This is a genomic window from Arthrobacter sp. CC3, assembly GCF_039907775.1.
Taxonomy (GTDB): domain Bacteria; phylum Actinomycetota; class Actinomycetes; order Actinomycetales; family Micrococcaceae; genus Arthrobacter.
This window is the reverse complement of sequence record NZ_JARCCY010000002.1, coordinates 181,704-199,217: the sequence shown is the minus strand read 5'-3', so window position 1 is coordinate 199,217 and position 17,514 is coordinate 181,704. Positions and strand designations below refer to the sequence as shown.

Genomic DNA, 17,514 nt, shown 5'->3' with positions numbered 1-17,514 from the left:
AAGGGAAACTGAAGCGAAACTGCGCGTACCTAGTCTGGATGGACACCTCGATTGAGATGGTCGCAGATCACCGCTGCGCCCCATGCGAAAGGCCCACAGTGACCGAACAGACTTCAAGCACCGAGACTCCGCGCCGCATCGTCGTCGCCGGCGGCGGCCCCGCGGCCCACCGTTTTGCGGACGCCATGCATGCCCGCGGCCTCGAAGGCTGGCATGTCACGGTCCTCACCGAGGAAGCCCACCTCCCCTACGACCGTGTGGCCCTCAGCAAGGCGCTCACCGACAGCGACGTGGACCTCACCCTCGGCGCCGCTTCCATGTGGGACCACGATGCCCTGGCCCTGAAGACCGGCGAACGCGTCGTCAAGATCAACCACGCCGCCAAGTCCGTTGAGACGGCAGCCGGCAACACCTACGAATTCGACGAACTGGTGGTGGCTACCGGTTCGGACGCCGCCCGCCTGCCGATCCCCGGCGCGGAGCACGTGCACGTCTACCGCACCCTCGAGGACGTGTGGGCCATCAACAAGGCGATCTCCGAACTCACCGAGAAGCTCGGCCGCAAGATCAACGCAGTCACCATCGGCGGCGGCCTCCTCGGCCTCGAATCGGCTGCAGGCACTGAACAGCTCGGCGCAACCCCCGTTGTGATCAACGGCGCCCCGTGGCTCATGAACACCCAGCTCGACGAAGGCGCGGGCCAGGCGCTCGGCCGCCTCATCGAAGCCAAGGGCTTCACCGTCCACGGCGGCGTGTTCCCCTCCGAAGTACTTTCCGAAGACGGCCAGGTTACCGGAGTGCTGATGGCGGACGGCCGCATCATCCCCGCCGATATCGTCGTCGTGGCCATCGGCGTCAAGCCGCGCGATGAACTCTTCCGCGCCGCTGAAGGCGAGGAGCAGCTGTTCGATCTCGGCCAGCGCGGCGGCGTCGTCATCACCGACGGCTGCGAAACCCAGGTTCCCGGCATCTGGGCCATCGGCGAGGTCGCCAACTTCGGCGGCATGTGCCTGGGCCTCGTGGCCCCGGCCAACACCATGGCCGAAATCGTCGCGGACCGGCTGCACGGCGGCGACGCAACTTTCCCCGGCTTCGACACCGCCACCAAGCTCAAGCTCTCCGGCGTGGACGTTGCCAGCTTCGGCGACGCCTTCGCCCGCACGGAACACGCGCTGGAGATCGTCTACGCCGACCCCGCCCGCGGCGTCTACCAGAAGATCGTCACCACGGACGATGCCAAGACCCTCCTGGGCGGCATCTTCGTGGGCGACGCCTCACCGTACATGAGCCTCCGCCCGCTCCTGGGCCGCGAACTTCCCGCCGAGCCGGGCGCGTTCCTCAGCGCTGCCGGCGGCGGCGAGGCCCCGGAGACGGAACTGCCGGACGACGCCATCCTGTGTTCCTGCAACAACGTGACTGCCGGGACCATCCGCGACACTGTCAACGGCTGCGGCGCCTGCGACGGGAATGCACCCGTCCAGGAACTCGGCGAGCTGAAGGGCTGCACCCGCGCCGGAACCAGTTGCGGTTCCTGCGTGCCGATGCTCAAGAAACTGCTGGAAACCGAACTCACCAAGTCCGGCGTCGAGGTCTCCAAGGCACTCTGCGAGCACATCGAGCTCTCCCGGCAGGAACTGTTCGACGCCATCCGGGTCCTGGAACTGACCTCCTTCGAAGAGATCATGGCCAAGTACGGCACCGGCGCCGGCTGCGACATCTGCAAGCCGACTATCGCCAACATCCTGGCCAGCCAGAACAGCGCCTACGTCCTGGACGCCGGCCGCGGAACGCTGCAGGACACCAACGACCGCGCCCTCGCCAACATGCAGAAGGACGGCACCTACTCGGTGGTCCCCCGCATCGCCGGCGGCGAGATCACCCCGAAGAAGCTCGGCGTGATCGCCGCCGTGGCCGAGAAGTACAACCTGTACACGAAGATCACCGGCGGCCAGCGCATCGACATGTTCGGCGCCCGGCTGGAGGAGCTGCCGGAAATCTGGAAGGAACTGGTGGACGCCGGCTTCGAATCCGGCCAGGCCTACGGCAAGAGCCTGCGCACGGTGAAGTCCTGCGTCGGTTCCACCTGGTGCCGCTTCGGCGTCCAGGACTCGGTGGCCATGGCCATCCAGCTCGAGCTCCGGTACCGCGGCCTCCGCAGCCCGCACAAGCTCAAGATGGGCGTCTCCGGGTGTGCCCGCGAATGCGCCGAGGCCCGCGGCAAGGACGTCGGCGTGATCGCCACGGCCGACGGCTGGAACCTGTACGTCGGCGGCAACGGCGGTGCCACCCCCGCCCACGCCCAGCTGCTGGCCAAGGACCTCGACGACGAGACCCTGATCAAGTACATCGACCGGTACTTCATGTACTACATCCGCACCGCCGACCGTCTGCAGCGCACCGCGCGCTGGCAGGAAGAGCTCGACGGCGGCATCAAGCACGTCGAGGATGTGGTGGTCAAGGACACCCTGGGAATCGCCGCAGACCTCGAAGCCGCCATGGAAAAGCATGTCGACACCTACATCGACGAATGGGCTGACACCCTGAAGGATCCCGAGCGCCTGCGCCGGTTCCGTTCCTTCGTCAACGCCCCGGACCAGAAGGACGACTCCATCACCTTTGTCTCCGACGAGCGCGGCCAGATGCGCCCGGCAACGGCAGAAGAGAAGGGGAAAGTCCTCATCGGGGCCACCATCCCGATGCGTCCCTCCACTCCGGAACTCGACAAGAACGAGGTATAGGCATGCAGCTCAGCATTGATCTCACAGGCCGTGAAGTCCTGGTCACCGGATCCGACCACGCCGCCCGGCAGGCAGTCCGCCGCTACCAGGCTGCCGGCGCCGTCGTCTCCCGCCTCAGCACACCGCAGGGTGCGAGCCACGACGGGCCGCTGCCCGAACGTCCGTTCCTCGTGGCTGCCGTCGACGACGGCCAGCCCGGCTGGGACGCGCTGCTGGACCGTTGCCGCGCCACCGGCATCCCCGTGGCCGTGGAACCGGCTGCGGGAGCAGTAGGGCATGTGACCCTGGTGGGCGGCGGCCCCGGCGTCGGCGAGCTGCTGACCGTTGCTGCTGTCAAGGCGCTGCGCGATGCCGACGTCGTGTTCTACGACCGGCTGGCCCCCTACCAGGAGCTGCCCTTCCTGACCTCGGCCGAGCTGGTGGATGTGGGCAAGCAGCCCGGCCACCACAAAGTGAGCCAGGGCGACATTGAAAAGCTCATGGTGCAGAGCGCCCTGGCCGGAAACAACGTGGTCCGCCTCAAGGGCGGGGACCCCTACGTCTTCGGCCGCGGCGGCGAGGAAGTTGCCGCCTGTGTGGCGGCCGGCGTTCCGGTGAAGGTCGTTTCCGGCGTCACCAGCGCCATCTCCGTTCCGGCGGCGGCCGGCATCCCGGTCACCCACCGCGAGGTCAGCCACATGTTCACCGTGGTGTCCGGCCACGCACCGCTGACTGAGAAGGAGCTCACGCACCTTGCCGGCCTGGGCGGGACCATCGTGGTCCTCATGGGCATCGGAACGCTGCACCAGCTGGCCGCCGGCCTCCGCCGCGCCGGCATGAAGGCAGACATGCCGATGGCCGTCGTCGAACGCGGCTACCGCCCCGGCCAGCGCACCACGATCGCCCAGCTCGGTACGATTGTTACAGCGGCCGCCGATTGCACCAACCCGGCTGTGCTGGTCATCGGCGAGGTGGTGCGGGTGGCTGAAGCCAACCGCGGGCACGCCGAGGCGGCGGCTGATCTCGACCGCCTCGCAGCGTCACTGATGGAATCGTGAAAGAAAACCCATGAGCGCCATGAACTCTATTGCCCCCGCTTCCGGCCCCGGCCCGCAGGACTCCCCTGCTGCCGACGGCCCCGATTCGCCCCTGGAGGGATTCCGGATCGGCGTGACGTCGCACCGGCGTTCCCAGGACCTGATCGAGGCCCTGGAGCGGCGCGGAGCCGAGGTGCTGCACGCACCCGCGCTCAAGATCGCACCGGTGCAGGAGGACATGCGGCTTATCGACGACACCCGGGCCATCATTGCCGCCAAACCCGACCTCTGCATCGCCACCACCGCCTACGGCATGCGCCGCTGGTGCGAGGCGGCGGACGCGTCCGGCATCGGCGACGAACTGCTGGAGACCCTCGCGGCCTGCCGGATGTTCGTCCGCGGGCCCAAAGCCCGCGGCGCCGTCCGGGCGGCGGGGCTTGCCGACGTCGGGATCAGCAGCGACGAAACCACGGCCACCCTGGTGGACATGCTGCTGAAGGAAGGCGTCCGCGGCAAGACGGTGGCCGTCCAGCTGCACGGCTACACGGACGTCCGCCAGCTTGAGCGCCTCAGGATGTCCGGCGCCACCGTCCTGACCGTCACCCCCTACCGCTGGGTCAAGCCCGACGGCGAGGACAAACTTCCGCGCCTGATCGAGGCCGTCTGCAGCGGCAACCTGGACGTGCTGACGTTCACCAGTGCGCCCGCCGTCGACGCCATGTGGAGCACAGCCCACGAGATGGGCCTCTACAAGCAGCTCGTCGACGCCCTGAAAACCACGGTCACCACCGCGGTGGTAGGCCCCATCACCGCGCAGCCGCTGATCGACGCCGGGATCACGCCGCTGGTTCCGGAACGCTTCCGGATGGGTGCCCTGATCCGGCTGGTCTGCGAACACCTTGCCCTGAACCATGTGCGCCGCCTGGACACCCGGTCCGGCAACGTGGAGCTCCGCGGACGGTCGCTCCGGATCGACGGGGAGGCTGTTGAAATGGCACCGGCACCGCTCCTGCTCCTGCGGGCGCTGCTCGGTGCCGAGGGCGCGGTCCTGTCCCGCGAATCGCTCTCCGACCTGCTCGAACTGCGTGGCTCCGTGCACGCCCTGGACATGACTGTCAGCCGGCTGCGTTCCTCCCTGCCGGACGGCCGGATGGTCGAAACCGTGGTTAAGCGCGGGTACCGGATCCGGGTCTAGCGGTTCCTGCCGGACGTCCCCGCAAGGCTCCGCACTTTCCCGTCCGTGGACAGACCCGGTCCGCGGTGGGAACATGTCGCTATGGTTTGCGTCTGACCGCCCCGTGGCCGCTTGGGCACTCCTTGGGTGCCCGGCTGCCGGGGCGTTCGGCGATTCAGCTCTTCCGAGGGGAATTGCGTGGAACCGGTGGTGCAGGGCGACGACGATCCCGCGGAGTCAGTGGACGCTGTGGTGGTGGGTTCCGGCTTTGGCGGATCGGTAGCGGCCTACCGTTTGGCGGCCGGCGGCCAGTCGGTGGTCCTGATGGAACGGGGCAAGGCCTATCCGCCCGGGAGTTTCGCCAGGACGCCGTCCGAGATGGGCCGGAATTTCTGGGATCCGGACAAGGGCCTCTACGGGCTTTTTGACGCCTGGACTTTCCGCGGCCTCGAAGGAATCGTCTCCAGCGGACTGGGCGGCGGCTCACTCATCTATGCGAACGTGCTGCTGCGCAAGGACGAAAAGTGGTTCGTCCAGGAATCCCCCGTGCCCGGCGGAGGCTACGAAAGCTGGCCGTTCAGCAGGCAGGACCTCGACCCCTATTACGAGGCCGCCGAGGCCATGCTCCGGCCCGTGCCCTACCCCTATCAGGACACGCCGAAGACCCTGGCCATGGAAACGGCCGCCCGCGCGCTCGGACTCAGCATCACCCGGCCGCCCATCGCCGTCACGTTTGCCGCGTCCCCCGGAGAGGCTCCCGCCAGGAACCGGGTGCTGGCGCCCGCACCGTACGGAAGCGTCCACGGCGACGGGACCGTGCGCACCACCTGCACCCTGTCCGGGGAATGCGACATCGGCTGCAACACCGGCGCCAAGAACACCCTGGACCACAACTACCTGTCCGCGGCCAAGGCTGCCGGAGCGGACATCCGGACCCACCACGACGTCCGCGGCATCCGACCCCTTCCGGCCGGCGGCTATGAGGTCCGCTACGTCGTCCACGATCCTGCCGACGCCCGGCCCGGGCTCCTGGAGGAACAGGTGATCCTCTGCCGCCGGCTCATCCTGGCCGCCGGCACCTTCGGCACCACGTTCCTGCTGCTGCGCAACCGCGCGTCGCTGCCTGCGCTGAGCCCGGCACTGGGTACACGGTTCAGCGGAAACGGCGACCTGCTGGGCTTCGTCCTGGATGCCCAGGACCCCGACGGCGTCACACGCACCCTTTCGGGCAGCATCGGGCCGGTAATCACCACGGCCATCCGCACGCCCGATTCCACCGACGGCGGTGACGGCCGTGGCTATTACATCGAAGACGCCGGGTACCCCTCGTTCATGAACTGGCTCCTGGAAACGGGACAGTTCCGCCAGGTGGCCAAGCGCGCCGGCAAAGTGATGGTGCAGCTCCTCAAGGACCGGCTCTTCCAGGCCCAGCGATCCAACATCTCCGCCGATCTGGCCGCCGCCCTGGGAGACGGCCGGCTCTCGGCGTCGTCGGTTCCCCTGCTCGGCATGGGGCGGGACATCCCGGACGGCGTCATGACCCTGCAGGGCGGCCGGCTGGCCATCAACTGGACCCTGGCCACCTCAGCCGCGTACTTCGGCCGGATGCAGGCCACCATGCAGGCGATCGCCAGCGAGCTGGGCGGCAGCTTCAAGCAGAACCCGCTGTGGTGGAGCAAACGCGTCATCACCGTGCATCCGCTCGGCGGTGCCCCGGCCGGCCGGAACAGCAGCGATGGCGTGTGCGACGCGTACGGTGAGGTGTTTGGCTACCCCGGGCTCCATGTGGTGGACGGCGCCGCGATGCCAGGGCCGGTGGGAGCCAACCCCGCCCTGACCATCGCCGCCTTTGCCGAACGGGCCTGCCACCGGATCCTGCAGGGAACCGGCGGCGCCGGGCAGCGGGGCGGCCTGGATGACGCCGGTGTCCGGCCTGGCGCTTCCAACGAGCCGTTCGAGGGCGGGCGTTACGACGGCGGGCCGTTCGACGCCGGAACTTACGACGGCGGGCCGCCGCGCGCCCTGGTGCCGGACGCCACCAAAGGTGCGAAGGCACCCCGGGAGGAAAGGACGCTGGTCCCGCGTACCCGCAGCCGTTCGCTGGGGCTGCCCGGCGCCGGCCCCGGGCCCAGCGATGCCGGAGTGCTTTCCGAAAGCGAGGCGTTGCAGGAGGCCGAAATCGAAGAGGAAACGGAGCTGGCCGAAACAGGGCCGACGTCGGTCAGCTTCACCGAACAGATGCACGGGTGGTTCAGCGCCGGCGTGTCGGACCCCGAGAAGGGCCGCGGCCTGGGCCGTGACCGGAGCCGCCGGATGATGTTCGAGCTCACCATCACGGCCCCGGATATTGACGCGTTTGTCCGTGATCCGCTCCATCCGGCCACCGCGGAAGGCTACGTCCTGGCGGACCAGTTCGGCGGCCGCCTTCCGGTGGAACGCGGCTGGTTCAATCTCTTCGTCAAGGACGGCGGTCCTGATGCGGCCGGACGGAAGATGCTCTACCGTCTCTGGCTGCGGGATCCCGGCGGCACCCCGCTCACCTTCGTGGGCCACAAGGACGTCCGCAACGACGCAGGCTTCGACGCCTGGGCTGACACCACCACGCTGTACGTCACCGTCCTCCGCGGGCACCTCCCGCCGCCGGACACAGCCACCGCCGCTGCCACCGCCGCTGCCACTGCTGCCGCCGGTGCCGCCGCCGCGTCCGCTGCTGCCGTGGCGGGGGCCGGAGTGCTTTACATCCGGCCGTGGGACTTCGCCCGGCAACTGACCACTTTCCGGGCGGCGGGCCCGTCGCCTGCGAGCGCCCTTGCGGCGTTCGGGAAGGTGTTCCTGGGTGAGCTGTGGCAGGTGTACTCCGGCAGAGTCACCGGCAAGGTCACCGGCCGGCAATGAAGGGCGGCGCGGCATGAAGCGGGCTGAGCTGGCGCAGCACAGCAACGGACTTGGCTTCACTCCGCGGGACGCTGTGCGCTGGCTGGCACCGGCCCAGCTGGGCAGGACCGCCGTGCGGGTTGTCCTCGCGTCCGTCTTCGCCGATTTCGGTGACAAACGCGAACTGGAGGGCGGCTTTCCCCGTTACGAGCTGGACCTGGAACGGCTGCCTGTCGCGGGCCAGCCCGCGCAGCCGGTGGTCCGCGGCCTTGGCCTGCCCGGTGCTGGTAATGCCCGTGCTGGTAATGCCCGTGCGGCGGCTAGCCCGGCGGAGGCTAATACCGCGGAGGCTGGCAGCGCTGGGACGGAACGGTCTTCCGGGGCCGAAGACCTGTGGCTGGATTTCACGGCTGACCTGGGCGACGGCTTCGACCCCACCTACACGGTGGCGTCGCTGCTGGCGGAAGCGTCGCTGCAGGTGGACGGGCAGGAGCTTCGCCGCGGGAAGGTGCTGGTGCTGGGCGGCGACGAGGTGTATCCGGTGGCATCGCCCGCCGCGTACGAGGACCGCATGGTGGGTCCCTACCGGACGGCGCTTCCCGGCGGCCGCTCCCCCGGCCGCGCCGGGGTGCTGCTGGCCCTCCCCGGCAACCATGACTGGTACGACGGCCTGACCTCCTTCATCCGGCTGTTCACCCGGCAACGGAACATCGGCGGCTGGCGGACAATCCAGACGCGAAGCTACTTTGCCCTCCGCCTCACCGGCGGGGACGACGCTCCCGGCTGGTGGCTCGTGGGGCTGGACAGCCAGCTGGGCCAATACATCGACGAACCGCAGCTCGACTACTTCTACAACACGGTGACCACCAGGCTTCTGCCGGGCGACGCCGTCATCCTCTGCGTTGCGGCCCCCTACTGGGTGCGGGAAACGGAAAACGCCAACGCCTTCCGGCAGGTGCATTTCTTCGAGCAGGACTACCTTCGGCGGCGATTCAACCGCCGCGCCGGGATCTTCGAGGAAACCGGCGCCTCCGTCCGGCTGTGGCTCACCGGGGACCTGCACCACTATTCGCGCTACGAGGAACTGCCAGGGGAACTGCCAGGGGACGCTGACTCAACCGCCGACAACCGGACCGGGGCCGACCCGGGCCGGACCCAGCTCATCACCTGCGGGATGGGCGGCGCCTTCCTGGCGGACGCCGGGTGGCTGCCCCCGGAGCTCACGCTTCCCGGACACCGGCCGGCACCCGCACCGGCGGACCACACACCGGCGGACCAGCAGTCTGCCCACACACCGGCGGACCACATGCCGGCGGACCACCAGCCTGCCCGGGGCCGCCGTTTCGTCCTGGCTCCGGGGACATTCCCGGGACGGGCGGAGTCCCGTCAGTTCCGCGGACGCCTCGCCAATCCGCTCTCACCGTTCTGGCTTCCGGTGCGTAATCCGGGGTTCGGCTCGGCGCTCGGTGTCGCCCACATGCTGGCGGCACTGACCCTCTGGACCGTGTTCAGCACTTTCCGCGGACTCTCTTTCCCTGACAGCCTCGCCACCCTGAAAACAGGCAACGCCATGCTGCTGGCACTGACGTTCCTCGGCGTGCCTTTGCTGTTGCTTCTGCTGCTGGCCACCCTCGGCACCGCGCTCGGACTCAACCGGGATCCGCGGGAAAACGGCGCCGGGTTCACTGTTGCCCGGGGCGCGCTCTGGCAACTGTCGGCGCTCGGGGCGGGGATCGCCGTCGTCCTCCTCCTTCCCTGGCCGGCCGGGTTGCCGCCGTTCCTGACCCTTGGACTGGTGCTCACTTTCACGTTTGCCACCGGCTACGCGGCCGGCAGCGAAGCGTTCGCCTTCTTCATCCTGAGCACGGGAAGCGGCGAAGTGGCCTCGTGGGCCATGTCCGGGCAGGCCATCGAAGACCACAAGGGCTTCCTGCGGATCCGGATCGCCCCGGACGGCAACCTGACGGTCTATCCGGTGGCAGTGGACCGGATCTGCCGGGACTGGGATGTGGAAAGGAACGACGACGGCGGCCTCCGCCCGGTCCCGGCCGGCGGGCTGCCGCCGCTGCGGCTTTTCGAACCGCCGATCACCATCGCCAGGGAGGGATTCCCGCCATGAACAACCCGCGCACCATCACCCGGGCGGACCACGTCACGGAAGTCATCCCCTTTCCGGCCGGCGACGGAACGCCGCTGACCCTGGTGCACATCACCTCCGCCGTGCCTCCTGACGCCGGAGCGCCCGAGAAGGGGCCGGTGCTGCTGGTCCACGGGGCCGGAGTCCGGGCCGAGCTCTTCCGGCCGCCGCTGCCGCGCACCCTGGTGGACGCCCTGCTGGAAGACGGCTGGGACGTCTGGCTGCTGAACTGGCGGGCCTCGATCGACTTTGAACCCCTCTCGTGGACCCTGGGCGACGCCGCGGTGTACGACCACCCTGCCGCCGTCGACTATGTCCTGGGCGCGACCGGTGCCGAAACGCTGAAGGCGGTCATCCACTGCCAGGGCTCGGTGTCCTTCACCATGGCGGCCGTGGCCGGGCTCCTCCCCCGGGTGGACACGGTGGTCTCCAACGCCGTATCCCTGCACCCGGTGATCCCGCTGTGGTCGATCGTCAAGATCACGTACCTGGCCGAGCTGCTGAAACCGTTCACTCCGTACCTGTCGCCGGCATGGGGCTACAAGTCCAACGGGTACCTCTCCCGGATCCTCCGGTCCATGGTCAAGGCCACCCACCATGAATGCAACAACCTGGTGTGCCGGCTGGTCAGCTTCACGTACGGCAGCGGCCGGCCCGCGCTCTGGTCACACGAGAACCTGGATGAGGCCACCCACAACTGGATCAGCGGCGAGTTCGCGGAAGTGCCGTTCACCTTCCTGTCCGAGATGGGCCGCAGCGTACTGGCCAGGCGCATGGTGGCCGCCGGAAACCACCCGGAACTGCCCGCGAATTTCCTGGCCGACGCGCCGCAGACGGACGCCAGGTTCTCCTTCCTGGCCGGGCGCAACAACCGCTGCTTCCTGCCCGAAAGCCAGGAGCGGACTTTCAGCTTCTTTCAAGGCCACCGTCCCGGCAAGGACTCACTGCACCTGCTGTCCGGCTACGGGCACCTGGACGTCTTCTTTGGAGTCCGCGCCTGGGCGGACACCTATCCCGTCATCCTCAAGGAGCTGAACAGATGAACAGACTCATCGGACTGGCTGCATCCCTGCTGCGGCTGGCGCCTTCCCCGGTGCCGCACCGCCAGGAGCGCCTGCGCGGACATCATGCCACCGTGGACGGCATCAAATACTCCATGCCCGTCAATTCGGACGATTCCCCGGTGTTGATGGCGGCGTTCCCCATCAACAAGCGCGCCGCCGCGGCCGTCCTGCCCGGCACGGAGCTCCGGCCGTTCAGCCTCGGCGGGAAGGGGCTGCTGGTGGTCACCGTGGTGAACTACAAATCGACGGACATCGGCCAATACATTGAATACTCCTTGGCGATCGCCGTCACGCACGGTTCCCGGCCGGCGCCCCCGCTCCTGCCGCTGGTATTCCAGAAGACGTTCGGGCTCGGCCAGTACGTGGTGGACCTACCTGTCAGCACCGAAATCTCGGTCAAGGGCGGCAAAGGCATCTGGGGCATGCCCAAGCACCGGGCCAGCCTGGACTTCGTGGTCACCGATTCAACCGTTTCCGCGCAGTATGACGACGCCGGCAGGCTGGGCTGCTTCGTCGAAATTGAACGCCCCGGGCCAATGGGCATCCCGCTGAAGCTGGCCGCCTCCAACTACTGCGCCTTCCGCGGAATGCTGATGAAGTCCGACATCTACTTCGAAGCCACCGGGGACATCGCACTGGGAGGCGCCGCCAAGGCCCGGCTGGTGCTGGGTGACGCGCCGGGCGTTGCCGTCCTCAAAACCCTCCAGCCGGCGGAAAAACCCGTGTTCACCGCCTATCTTCCCGAAGCCCGCGGAGTGCTGGACGACCACTACGAGGCGTGGTTCCTGACCGCACCAACCGCCGAGGAGGCCGCCCGGATCCCCGGCGGCGACCCGCTGGAGTCCGTCGTCGGCCTGGGACAGGGCCAGGAATGGCTGCCCGCGCCGGACCGGGGACGCACGTCCCAGGGCACGTCCGGCCGCGCCGGCGCCGGCGCCAGCTCCGGCACCGGAGATGCGCCGTGAACTGGCTGCTGCTGCTGAACGCGTTGTACTTCCTGTTCGGCGCCACCATGTACGTGGGCACCATGTGGGTCCTGAAGTTCTTCCTCTACCCCACGTGGGAGTCCCTGGACCGCGGCAATGTGGACATGCACTTCGGCATCCCCACCCGCCAGGCCACCAAGTTCTTCACCGTGGTGGTGCCGCCGATGTTCATCGCCGGCATCATCCTGGTCTGGACGGAGTGGGGCACGGTCCGGATTGTCCCCGCGGTCCTTTGCCTGCTGGGCATCATCGTCCTCACGGTGGTGGGCCAGGCCATGATCATTCCCGTCAATATCAGGATCCGCGGCGGGGACTTCGCCAACGACGCCGAACTGCGTTCCCTGCTGCGCCGGTGGATGCTGCTCAACGACATCCGCTTCTACGTCTCCACACTCACCTGGCTGGCCATCGTCTGGCTGCTGGTGGACCGGGGCCGGCTGTGGGAGGCATTCGCATGAGCGGCATTGTCCGCCCGTCCGGGGCGGCTGTTCCCGGCGTCGGCGCCTGGATCGCGGCGGATCCGCTGCGCGCCGTCCTGGCAGCAATCGCCGTCGTCACCGTCTTTTCCGGTGCTGTCCAGATACCGTTCGGCGGCGCCGTCCTTGAGCTGCTGGGGGCGGAGCCGACGACGGCGGCGCGCCAGTTGTTCGGCACCGTGGGCATGTTCATGGTGGTGGTGGGCGGACTCCTGCTGCACACGCTGCTGCGCCCCCGGCCCGCGGCCGAGGTGCTGCTGTGGTCCGGCGTGCAGAAGGCGGGGGCCTGCGCCGCCGTCGCGATCGGGGTCATCAACGGTGTTTTTGCGCCGGTGGCGCTGGCGGTGGCGGTCTTCGACCTTGCGACGGCGGCGATCTGCCTGATCTACCTTCGCCGGATTTACTGGGAAAGCGGTCCCCGCGTGTCCGGAACGGGCCCTGGAAGCGGCTTGGGAACCGGACCGGGGACACGACCGTGAAACGCTCGCTGGTACTGGCCGGCGGCGGGATGCGGGTGGCCTGGCAGGCCGGCGTGGTCCGCGCGCTCGCTGAAGAAGGCCTGCACTTCGACCACATTGACGGGACATCCGGCGGCATCCTGACAGCCGGCATGCTGCTGTCCGGGGTGCCTGCGGAGGACATGTGCCGGAACTGGTCCGGCGTGAACGTCAAGGACTTCGGCTCGGCACTTCCGCTCGGCGACTACGCGAAGGGGCCGTGGTCGCTGCCCGCCATCGGCGACGCGGACGGCCTGCTCGGCAAGGTGTTTCCGGCCCTCGGGATCGACGACGGCGAGATCAGGCGCCGGGCAGCCCTGCCGGGCGCCGTCGAAGGCACCTTCAACGTGGTGGAATTTACCGGAAAGCTCTGCCATGCCATCGACGCGCGGGACATCGATGCCGGACTGATGGCAGCCGGAATGTCCTTGCCCATTTTCCTCACGCCGCTGCGGCGCGACGGGAAGATCTGGACTGACGCGGTCTGGGTCCGCGACGCCAACGTGGCCGAAGCCCTCCGTCGCGGGGCGGACGAGGTGTGGCTTGTCTGGTGCATCGGCAACACCGGCTACTGGGGCGACGGCCCGCTGGAACAGTACGTCCATATGATCGAAATGAGCGCCATGGGCGCCCTCCTGGCCGACTTCGAGGCCGCGAAGGCTGCCGGCAGGGACTTCATCCTCCACGTTGTCAGGCCGGAGAATCCCCTCCCGCTGGATCCGGAGTTCTACCTGAACCGGATCGACGCGGACACCTTGATCGGCATGGGGTACCGGGATGCCCGCAGCTACCTCAAGGACATGACCGCCGAGGGCCTGCCGAAGGATGCTTCCTGCACTGCGATGGTGGAACCTCCTGCAGGCATCCGCTTTACCGAGCGGTTTGTCGGCAGGGACGGCGGGGACGGCGGCGGCGACGACGGCGGTTGGGCAGGCGGCGGCGACGGCCCGGCCGGTGAGGAAGTGCGCCTGACGGTCACGGTGGCGCTGCCGCTCGACGGTTCAGGCGCAGCGGCCCGGCTCACAGGGTTCCTCGACTACGCACCGTTCGGTCCACGGATCTTCCTCGCCGGCGGACGGGTGGACGTCCGCGGCGACTCGGTGACCTACCGGGCTTCCGTTCGTGCGGGCGGCGCCTGGCACCGCCTGTCCCTTGCCCGGGTCTTCCACGACGATCCCGGCCCGGACGCCTGGGACGACACCAGGAACGCCCGCCTGACAGTGGGTTCACTGCTGGATGTGCCGGTCACCATGGGGCTGGCCGATGCGGCGGCCCTGATCGCTTCCGTGGAACCGGCCGGCGTCCACGGCCCCGGAGGCAGGGCCGGCGTCCTCGCAACCATTGCAGCCCGGGGGCTTCGCGAGGCTTTCCGCCGGTATGGCTAAGCGCTCCCCGCAGGCGGCAAGGGCCGGAAGGGGGCTGACTGTGAGGCAGGACACAACGAAAGTACACGTTTGTTGCCGGCTGGTAAACACCGTGGAACGGGCAGGGACATTCCGGCAACAACCGGGAAACACCCTCGAAAAACCTGAAGCCTACGCTGGGTTTCATCACCAACCGGGGCCAAACGAAGGCCTCACCAGCGAAAGGGCCTTCACATGTCCGCCTCGGCACCGTCCATCCCCTCCTCCGCCTCGTTCCAGGCGTCACCGCCTGTTCAGCGCGTGGTCATCGCCGGAGCCGGACCTGCTGCCCGTGCCCTGGTGGGCAAGCTGGACGGGTCCCGCTTCGCAGGCAGCATCACCGTACTCAGCAACCGCGACGACGCCCCGTCCGAGCTCCTGGAACTGGCGGCGCTCCCCCAGGTCTCGATCCGCTTCGGCCAGCCGGCCAGCTTCATCGATGCGGCCAACCGTGTGGTGACCACCTCTGACGGCATGGAATTCAGCTACGACCAGCTGGTGATTGCCACCGGCTCCGCCCCGGCATTGTCTCCCGTGGACGGCGCCGGCCGCTGCCTCAGCTACTCCACCATCGACGACGCCGCCCGCATCGGCGACGCCGTCAAGGAAGTCACCCGCGTCCTCGGCCGGCGGCCGCTGGGGATCCTGGTGGGAACCGGCCCGGAGGCGGGCCAGGCCGAAGCGGTGCTGCGCGCCCGCGGGGTGAGGCCCGTCCGCACCACGCTCCGGCCGGCCGCCGTGGTTCCGACGCTCGCCGGTTCCGTGCTCCCGGCCGCCGGGATTGTGTTCGACGACGGCAGCAGCATGAACGGCGACCTGGTGGTCCTGGCCGAGGAGCGGGTGGCTCGGGACGGCCTGGCGGCCAGTGCCGGCCTGGAGACGGCTGCGAACGGCGGAATCGTGATCGGCCAGGACTTCCGGACCTCCGTCCCGGGAATCTGGGCCATCGGCGACGCCGCCTCGTACGACGGCGTCCGGCTGGGTCTCCTGGTGGCCTCAGGCTCCGCGGCGGGGGCGTGCGCAGCCCAGCTCATGCAGGCAACTCTGCAGGCGCCTGTGCAGGCTGCCGCCTAGCGTCGTTGTGGCAAGATGGTCACCTGAGAAGCCACGAAGAAAACGGCGCCTGCTGCCCACGAGGCCCGGCAGGCCCACCAGGAAGGATCACCATGAGCAACGAAGCCAGCGCGGCCGGCACACCTGACGCCACCGCTGCGGGAGTCACCGCACCCGGGGCCACCGGACACGGAGAAATCGCCTCCTTCATCGACCATACGCTGCTGAAGCCGGAGGCCAGTGAGGCGGAGATCCTCAAAGTCTGCTCCGAAGCCGCCGAATACCACTTCAAGTCCGTCTGCGTGAACCCGGTGTGGGTCAAGACCGTCAGCACCGCGCTCAAGGGCTCCGGCGTCCTGACCTGCTCGGTGGTCGGCTTCCCGCTGGGAGCCACGCCCACCGATGTCAAGGCCTTCGAGGCCCGCGGCGCCGTGCTGGACGGGGCCGACGAGGTGGACATGGTCATCAACATCGCAGCCGCCCGCGCCGATGACAAAGGCGCGCTGGTTGATGACATCAGGGCCGTCGCCGAGGCCGTGCACGGCAGCGACGCGATCCTGAAGGTGATCATCGAAACAGCGCTGCTCAGCGATTCCCAGAAAGTCCTTGCCTGCGAGGCTGCGGTGGAGGCCGGGGCTGACTTCGTCAAGACATCCACGGGCTTCAACGGCGGCGGGGCCACTGTTGACGACGTGGCCCTGATGCGCCGCACGGTGGGCCCGGATGTCGGCGTCAAGGCCTCGGGCGGCGTGCGTTCACTGGCTGACGCGCAGGCTATGATTGCAGCAGGTGCAACACGTATTGGCGCCAGTTCCGGCATTGCGATCGTCAAGGGTGAACAGGGTTCGTCCGCGTACTGACCAGATCCGGAAACGCCACAGTTTTTGAGCCCTTCGGGGCCTTTTGAGCCCTGCGGGGCCGAGGAGGAATGAATGTCCAAGACCGTTGATAGCCCCAAGACGCCTCAGAACGAGAACAGCCTTGCCGGGAGCATTGCCGTTTTCGCGGTCATGATGGTCCTGTTCCTCGGCTCCATCTACTCGCTGTCCTTCCTCACGCTCGGCAACCCGTGGCCGATGGCCGTCTGCCTGGGCCTCTTTGCGGCAGCGTTCTGGATCCCGCAGACCATCCTGGGCCGTTCGGATTCGGCCGGCGAGCACTAAGCCTTCGAAATCAAGCGACTGAAGCCCCCGGATCTTCCGGGGGCTTCAGCTCTTTAAACGGGGCGGCGGCTTAGCGGCCGGCTGCGCCGCTGGCTGCATGGTGCGGCTAGCCGGCGCCGAACAGGCTGTTGACCAGGGTGCTTCCGAGGGCAAGCGCGGCCGGGTAATGCGCCTTGGCCAGCGCCCACGCGGCCACGCACATCCCCACCATGGCGTAGGCGCTCACCGGGATGAGCACCAGCCATTCGCGGCGGGAGCCGGCCCGCCCCAGCAGGGGGATGGAAAACGCCCCGTTGGCCCTCCAGACGTCGTTGAGCACCGGCAGCTTCCGCAGGAACTTGGGCGGCTTGATCACGATCGGCCAGAGCAGGGGAACTCCCCCGGTGGTGATCATGTCCCCGACGATGTGAACCACCACCCCGGTGAGCATCGAAACCGGCAGCCAGGTCCATTGGTCCGGCGCGAACCAGGTGACGAGGCCGGCCATGGTCAGGGCAAAGAGCCAGTTGCTGATGAAGCCTGACTTGGGGAAGAGCTTGAGGGCCTTGGCGGCGATGTTGATCATGAACATGCAGAGCAGGCCGGCGCCCACCGAAAGCAGGCCCCAGTCCGTGTGCAGCTGGACCTGCCCGGCAATGGTGGCCAGCAGCACGAAGAACGACGCCCCGAGTACGGAGTGCGTTCCCTGCCGGTGGCCGCCGCTGGCATTTTCGATCCCGACGGCAATCACGTTCGAGAGCGGCGGCAGCGAATTGGCGACGGTGCTGTGCCGGTGGTCCCAGTCGCACACCAGCGCGGTTCCTGCCGTCGCCATGCCGCCGATCAAAATTCCGGTGGCGTCCAGCGGGTACCAGCCAAGGGTGTACGGCCCCGTTGAGGCAATGGCTACCCACGCCGCGGCTCCCGACGCGGCGTGATGTCCTCCCATCATTC

At 68.3% G+C, this 17,514-nt stretch carries 14 protein-coding genes; 13 read left to right on the top strand and 1 reads right to left on the bottom strand.

The genetic code is table 11. From position 1 onward, the window contains the following. Positions 1 to 98 precede the first annotated feature (98 nt). The 13 genes from nirB (at position 99) to PV761_RS00820 (ending at position 16,581) form a co-directional block, all read left to right on the top strand. A complete protein-coding gene (gene nirB / locus PV761_RS00880) occupies positions 99 to 2,738 on the top strand; it encodes a nitrite reductase large subunit NirB (protein ID WP_347893607.1) in 2,640 nt (879 codons plus the stop codon). A 2-nt stretch (positions 2,739 to 2,740) separates the two neighbouring features. After that, the gene (gene cobA, locus PV761_RS00875; protein ID WP_347893605.1) at positions 2,741 to 3,775 is read left to right on the top strand and encodes a uroporphyrinogen-III C-methyltransferase; all 1,035 of its coding nucleotides are present in this window, start codon (positions 2,741 to 2,743) and stop codon (positions 3,773 to 3,775) included. Between the two features lie 19 nt (positions 3,776 to 3,794). Next, the gene (locus PV761_RS00870; protein ID WP_028272502.1) at positions 3,795 to 4,949 is read left to right on the top strand and encodes a uroporphyrinogen-III synthase; all 1,155 of its coding nucleotides are present in this window, start codon (positions 3,795 to 3,797) and stop codon (positions 4,947 to 4,949) included. Positions 4,950 to 5,126: 177 nt separating this feature from the next. Then, entirely contained in the window at positions 5,127 to 7,823 is a 2,697-nt protein-coding gene (locus PV761_RS00865) for a GMC family oxidoreductase (RefSeq protein WP_347893603.1), read from the top strand. Positions 7,824 to 7,836: 13 nt separating this feature from the next. Next, a complete protein-coding gene (locus PV761_RS00860; protein WP_347893601.1) occupies positions 7,837 to 9,921 on the top strand; it encodes a hypothetical protein in 2,085 nt (694 codons plus the stop codon). Continuing rightward, positions 9,918 to 10,982, top strand: coding sequence for an alpha/beta fold hydrolase (locus PV761_RS00855; RefSeq protein WP_051629065.1), 1,065 nt, complete (start codon positions 9,918 to 9,920; stop codon positions 10,980 to 10,982). The genes PV761_RS00860 and PV761_RS00855 overlap by 4 nt, the downstream gene beginning before the upstream one ends. After that, the gene (locus PV761_RS00850) at positions 10,979 to 11,968 is read left to right on the top strand and encodes an acetoacetate decarboxylase family protein (protein ID WP_347893599.1); all 990 of its coding nucleotides are present in this window, start codon (positions 10,979 to 10,981) and stop codon (positions 11,966 to 11,968) included. Before PV761_RS00855 ends, PV761_RS00850 begins: the two co-directional genes overlap by 4 nt. Beyond that, complete coding sequence (locus PV761_RS00845; protein WP_347893597.1) at positions 11,965 to 12,447, top strand: hypothetical protein; 483 nt, start codon at positions 11,965 to 11,967, stop codon at positions 12,445 to 12,447. Before PV761_RS00850 ends, PV761_RS00845 begins: the two co-directional genes overlap by 4 nt. Beyond that, positions 12,444 to 12,944, top strand: coding sequence for a hypothetical protein (locus PV761_RS00840; protein ID WP_347893595.1), 501 nt, complete (start codon positions 12,444 to 12,446; stop codon positions 12,942 to 12,944). Before PV761_RS00845 ends, PV761_RS00840 begins: the two co-directional genes overlap by 4 nt. After that, positions 12,941 to 14,347: a patatin-like phospholipase family protein gene (locus PV761_RS00835; RefSeq protein ID WP_347893593.1), complete on the top strand. Its 1,407-nt coding sequence runs from the start codon at positions 12,941 to 12,943 to the stop codon at positions 14,345 to 14,347. Before PV761_RS00840 ends, PV761_RS00835 begins: the two co-directional genes overlap by 4 nt. Before the next feature lie 213 nt (positions 14,348 to 14,560). Further along, positions 14,561 to 15,439: an FAD-dependent oxidoreductase gene (locus PV761_RS00830; protein WP_347893591.1), complete on the top strand. Its 879-nt coding sequence runs from the start codon at positions 14,561 to 14,563 to the stop codon at positions 15,437 to 15,439. Between the two features lie 92 nt (positions 15,440 to 15,531). Beyond that, positions 15,532 to 16,278 (top strand): deoxyribose-phosphate aldolase, encoded by a 747-nt coding sequence (deoC, locus tag PV761_RS00825; protein ID WP_028272494.1) that lies wholly within the window; start codon positions 15,532 to 15,534, stop codon positions 16,276 to 16,278. 72 nt (positions 16,279 to 16,350) lie between these two features. Continuing rightward, positions 16,351 to 16,581 carry a hypothetical protein gene (locus tag PV761_RS00820; protein ID WP_028272493.1) on the top strand — a complete coding sequence of 77 codons (231 nt, stop codon included), beginning with the start codon at positions 16,351 to 16,353 and terminating at the stop codon, positions 16,579 to 16,581. Positions 16,582 to 16,687: 106 nt separating this feature from the next. On the opposite strand, the gene PV761_RS00815 is transcribed toward PV761_RS00820, so the two are convergent. After that, entirely contained in the window at positions 16,688 to 17,512 is an 825-nt protein-coding gene (locus PV761_RS00815) for a metal-dependent hydrolase (RefSeq protein ID WP_347893588.1), read from the bottom strand. Positions 17,513 to 17,514 lie beyond the last annotated feature (2 nt).

Bases quoted from the DNA above. Each gene is read 5' to 3' on its own strand.
- PV761_RS00815 (WP_347893588.1), bottom strand. From the start codon at position 17,512: ATGATGGGAGGACATCACGCCGCGTCGGGAGCCGCGGCGTGGGTAGCC.
- deoC (WP_028272494.1), top strand. From the start codon at position 15,532: ATGAGCAACGAAGCCAGCGCGGCCGGCACACCTGACGCCACCGCTGCG.
- PV761_RS00855 (WP_051629065.1), top strand. From the start codon at position 9,918: ATGAACAACCCGCGCACCATCACCCGGGCGGACCACGTCACGGAAGTC.
- PV761_RS00830 (WP_347893591.1), top strand. From the start codon at position 14,561: ATGTCCGCCTCGGCACCGTCCATCCCCTCCTCCGCCTCGTTCCAGGCG.
- PV761_RS00820 (WP_028272493.1), top strand. From the start codon at position 16,351: ATGTCCAAGACCGTTGATAGCCCCAAGACGCCTCAGAACGAGAACAGC.
- PV761_RS00860 (WP_347893601.1), top strand. From the start codon at position 7,837: ATGAAGCGGGCTGAGCTGGCGCAGCACAGCAACGGACTTGGCTTCACT.
- PV761_RS00840 (WP_347893595.1), top strand. From the start codon at position 12,444: ATGAGCGGCATTGTCCGCCCGTCCGGGGCGGCTGTTCCCGGCGTCGGC.
- cobA (WP_347893605.1), top strand. From the start codon at position 2,741: ATGCAGCTCAGCATTGATCTCACAGGCCGTGAAGTCCTGGTCACCGGA.
- PV761_RS00850 (WP_347893599.1), top strand. From the start codon at position 10,979: ATGAACAGACTCATCGGACTGGCTGCATCCCTGCTGCGGCTGGCGCCT.
- PV761_RS00870 (WP_028272502.1), top strand. From the start codon at position 3,795: ATGAACTCTATTGCCCCCGCTTCCGGCCCCGGCCCGCAGGACTCCCCT.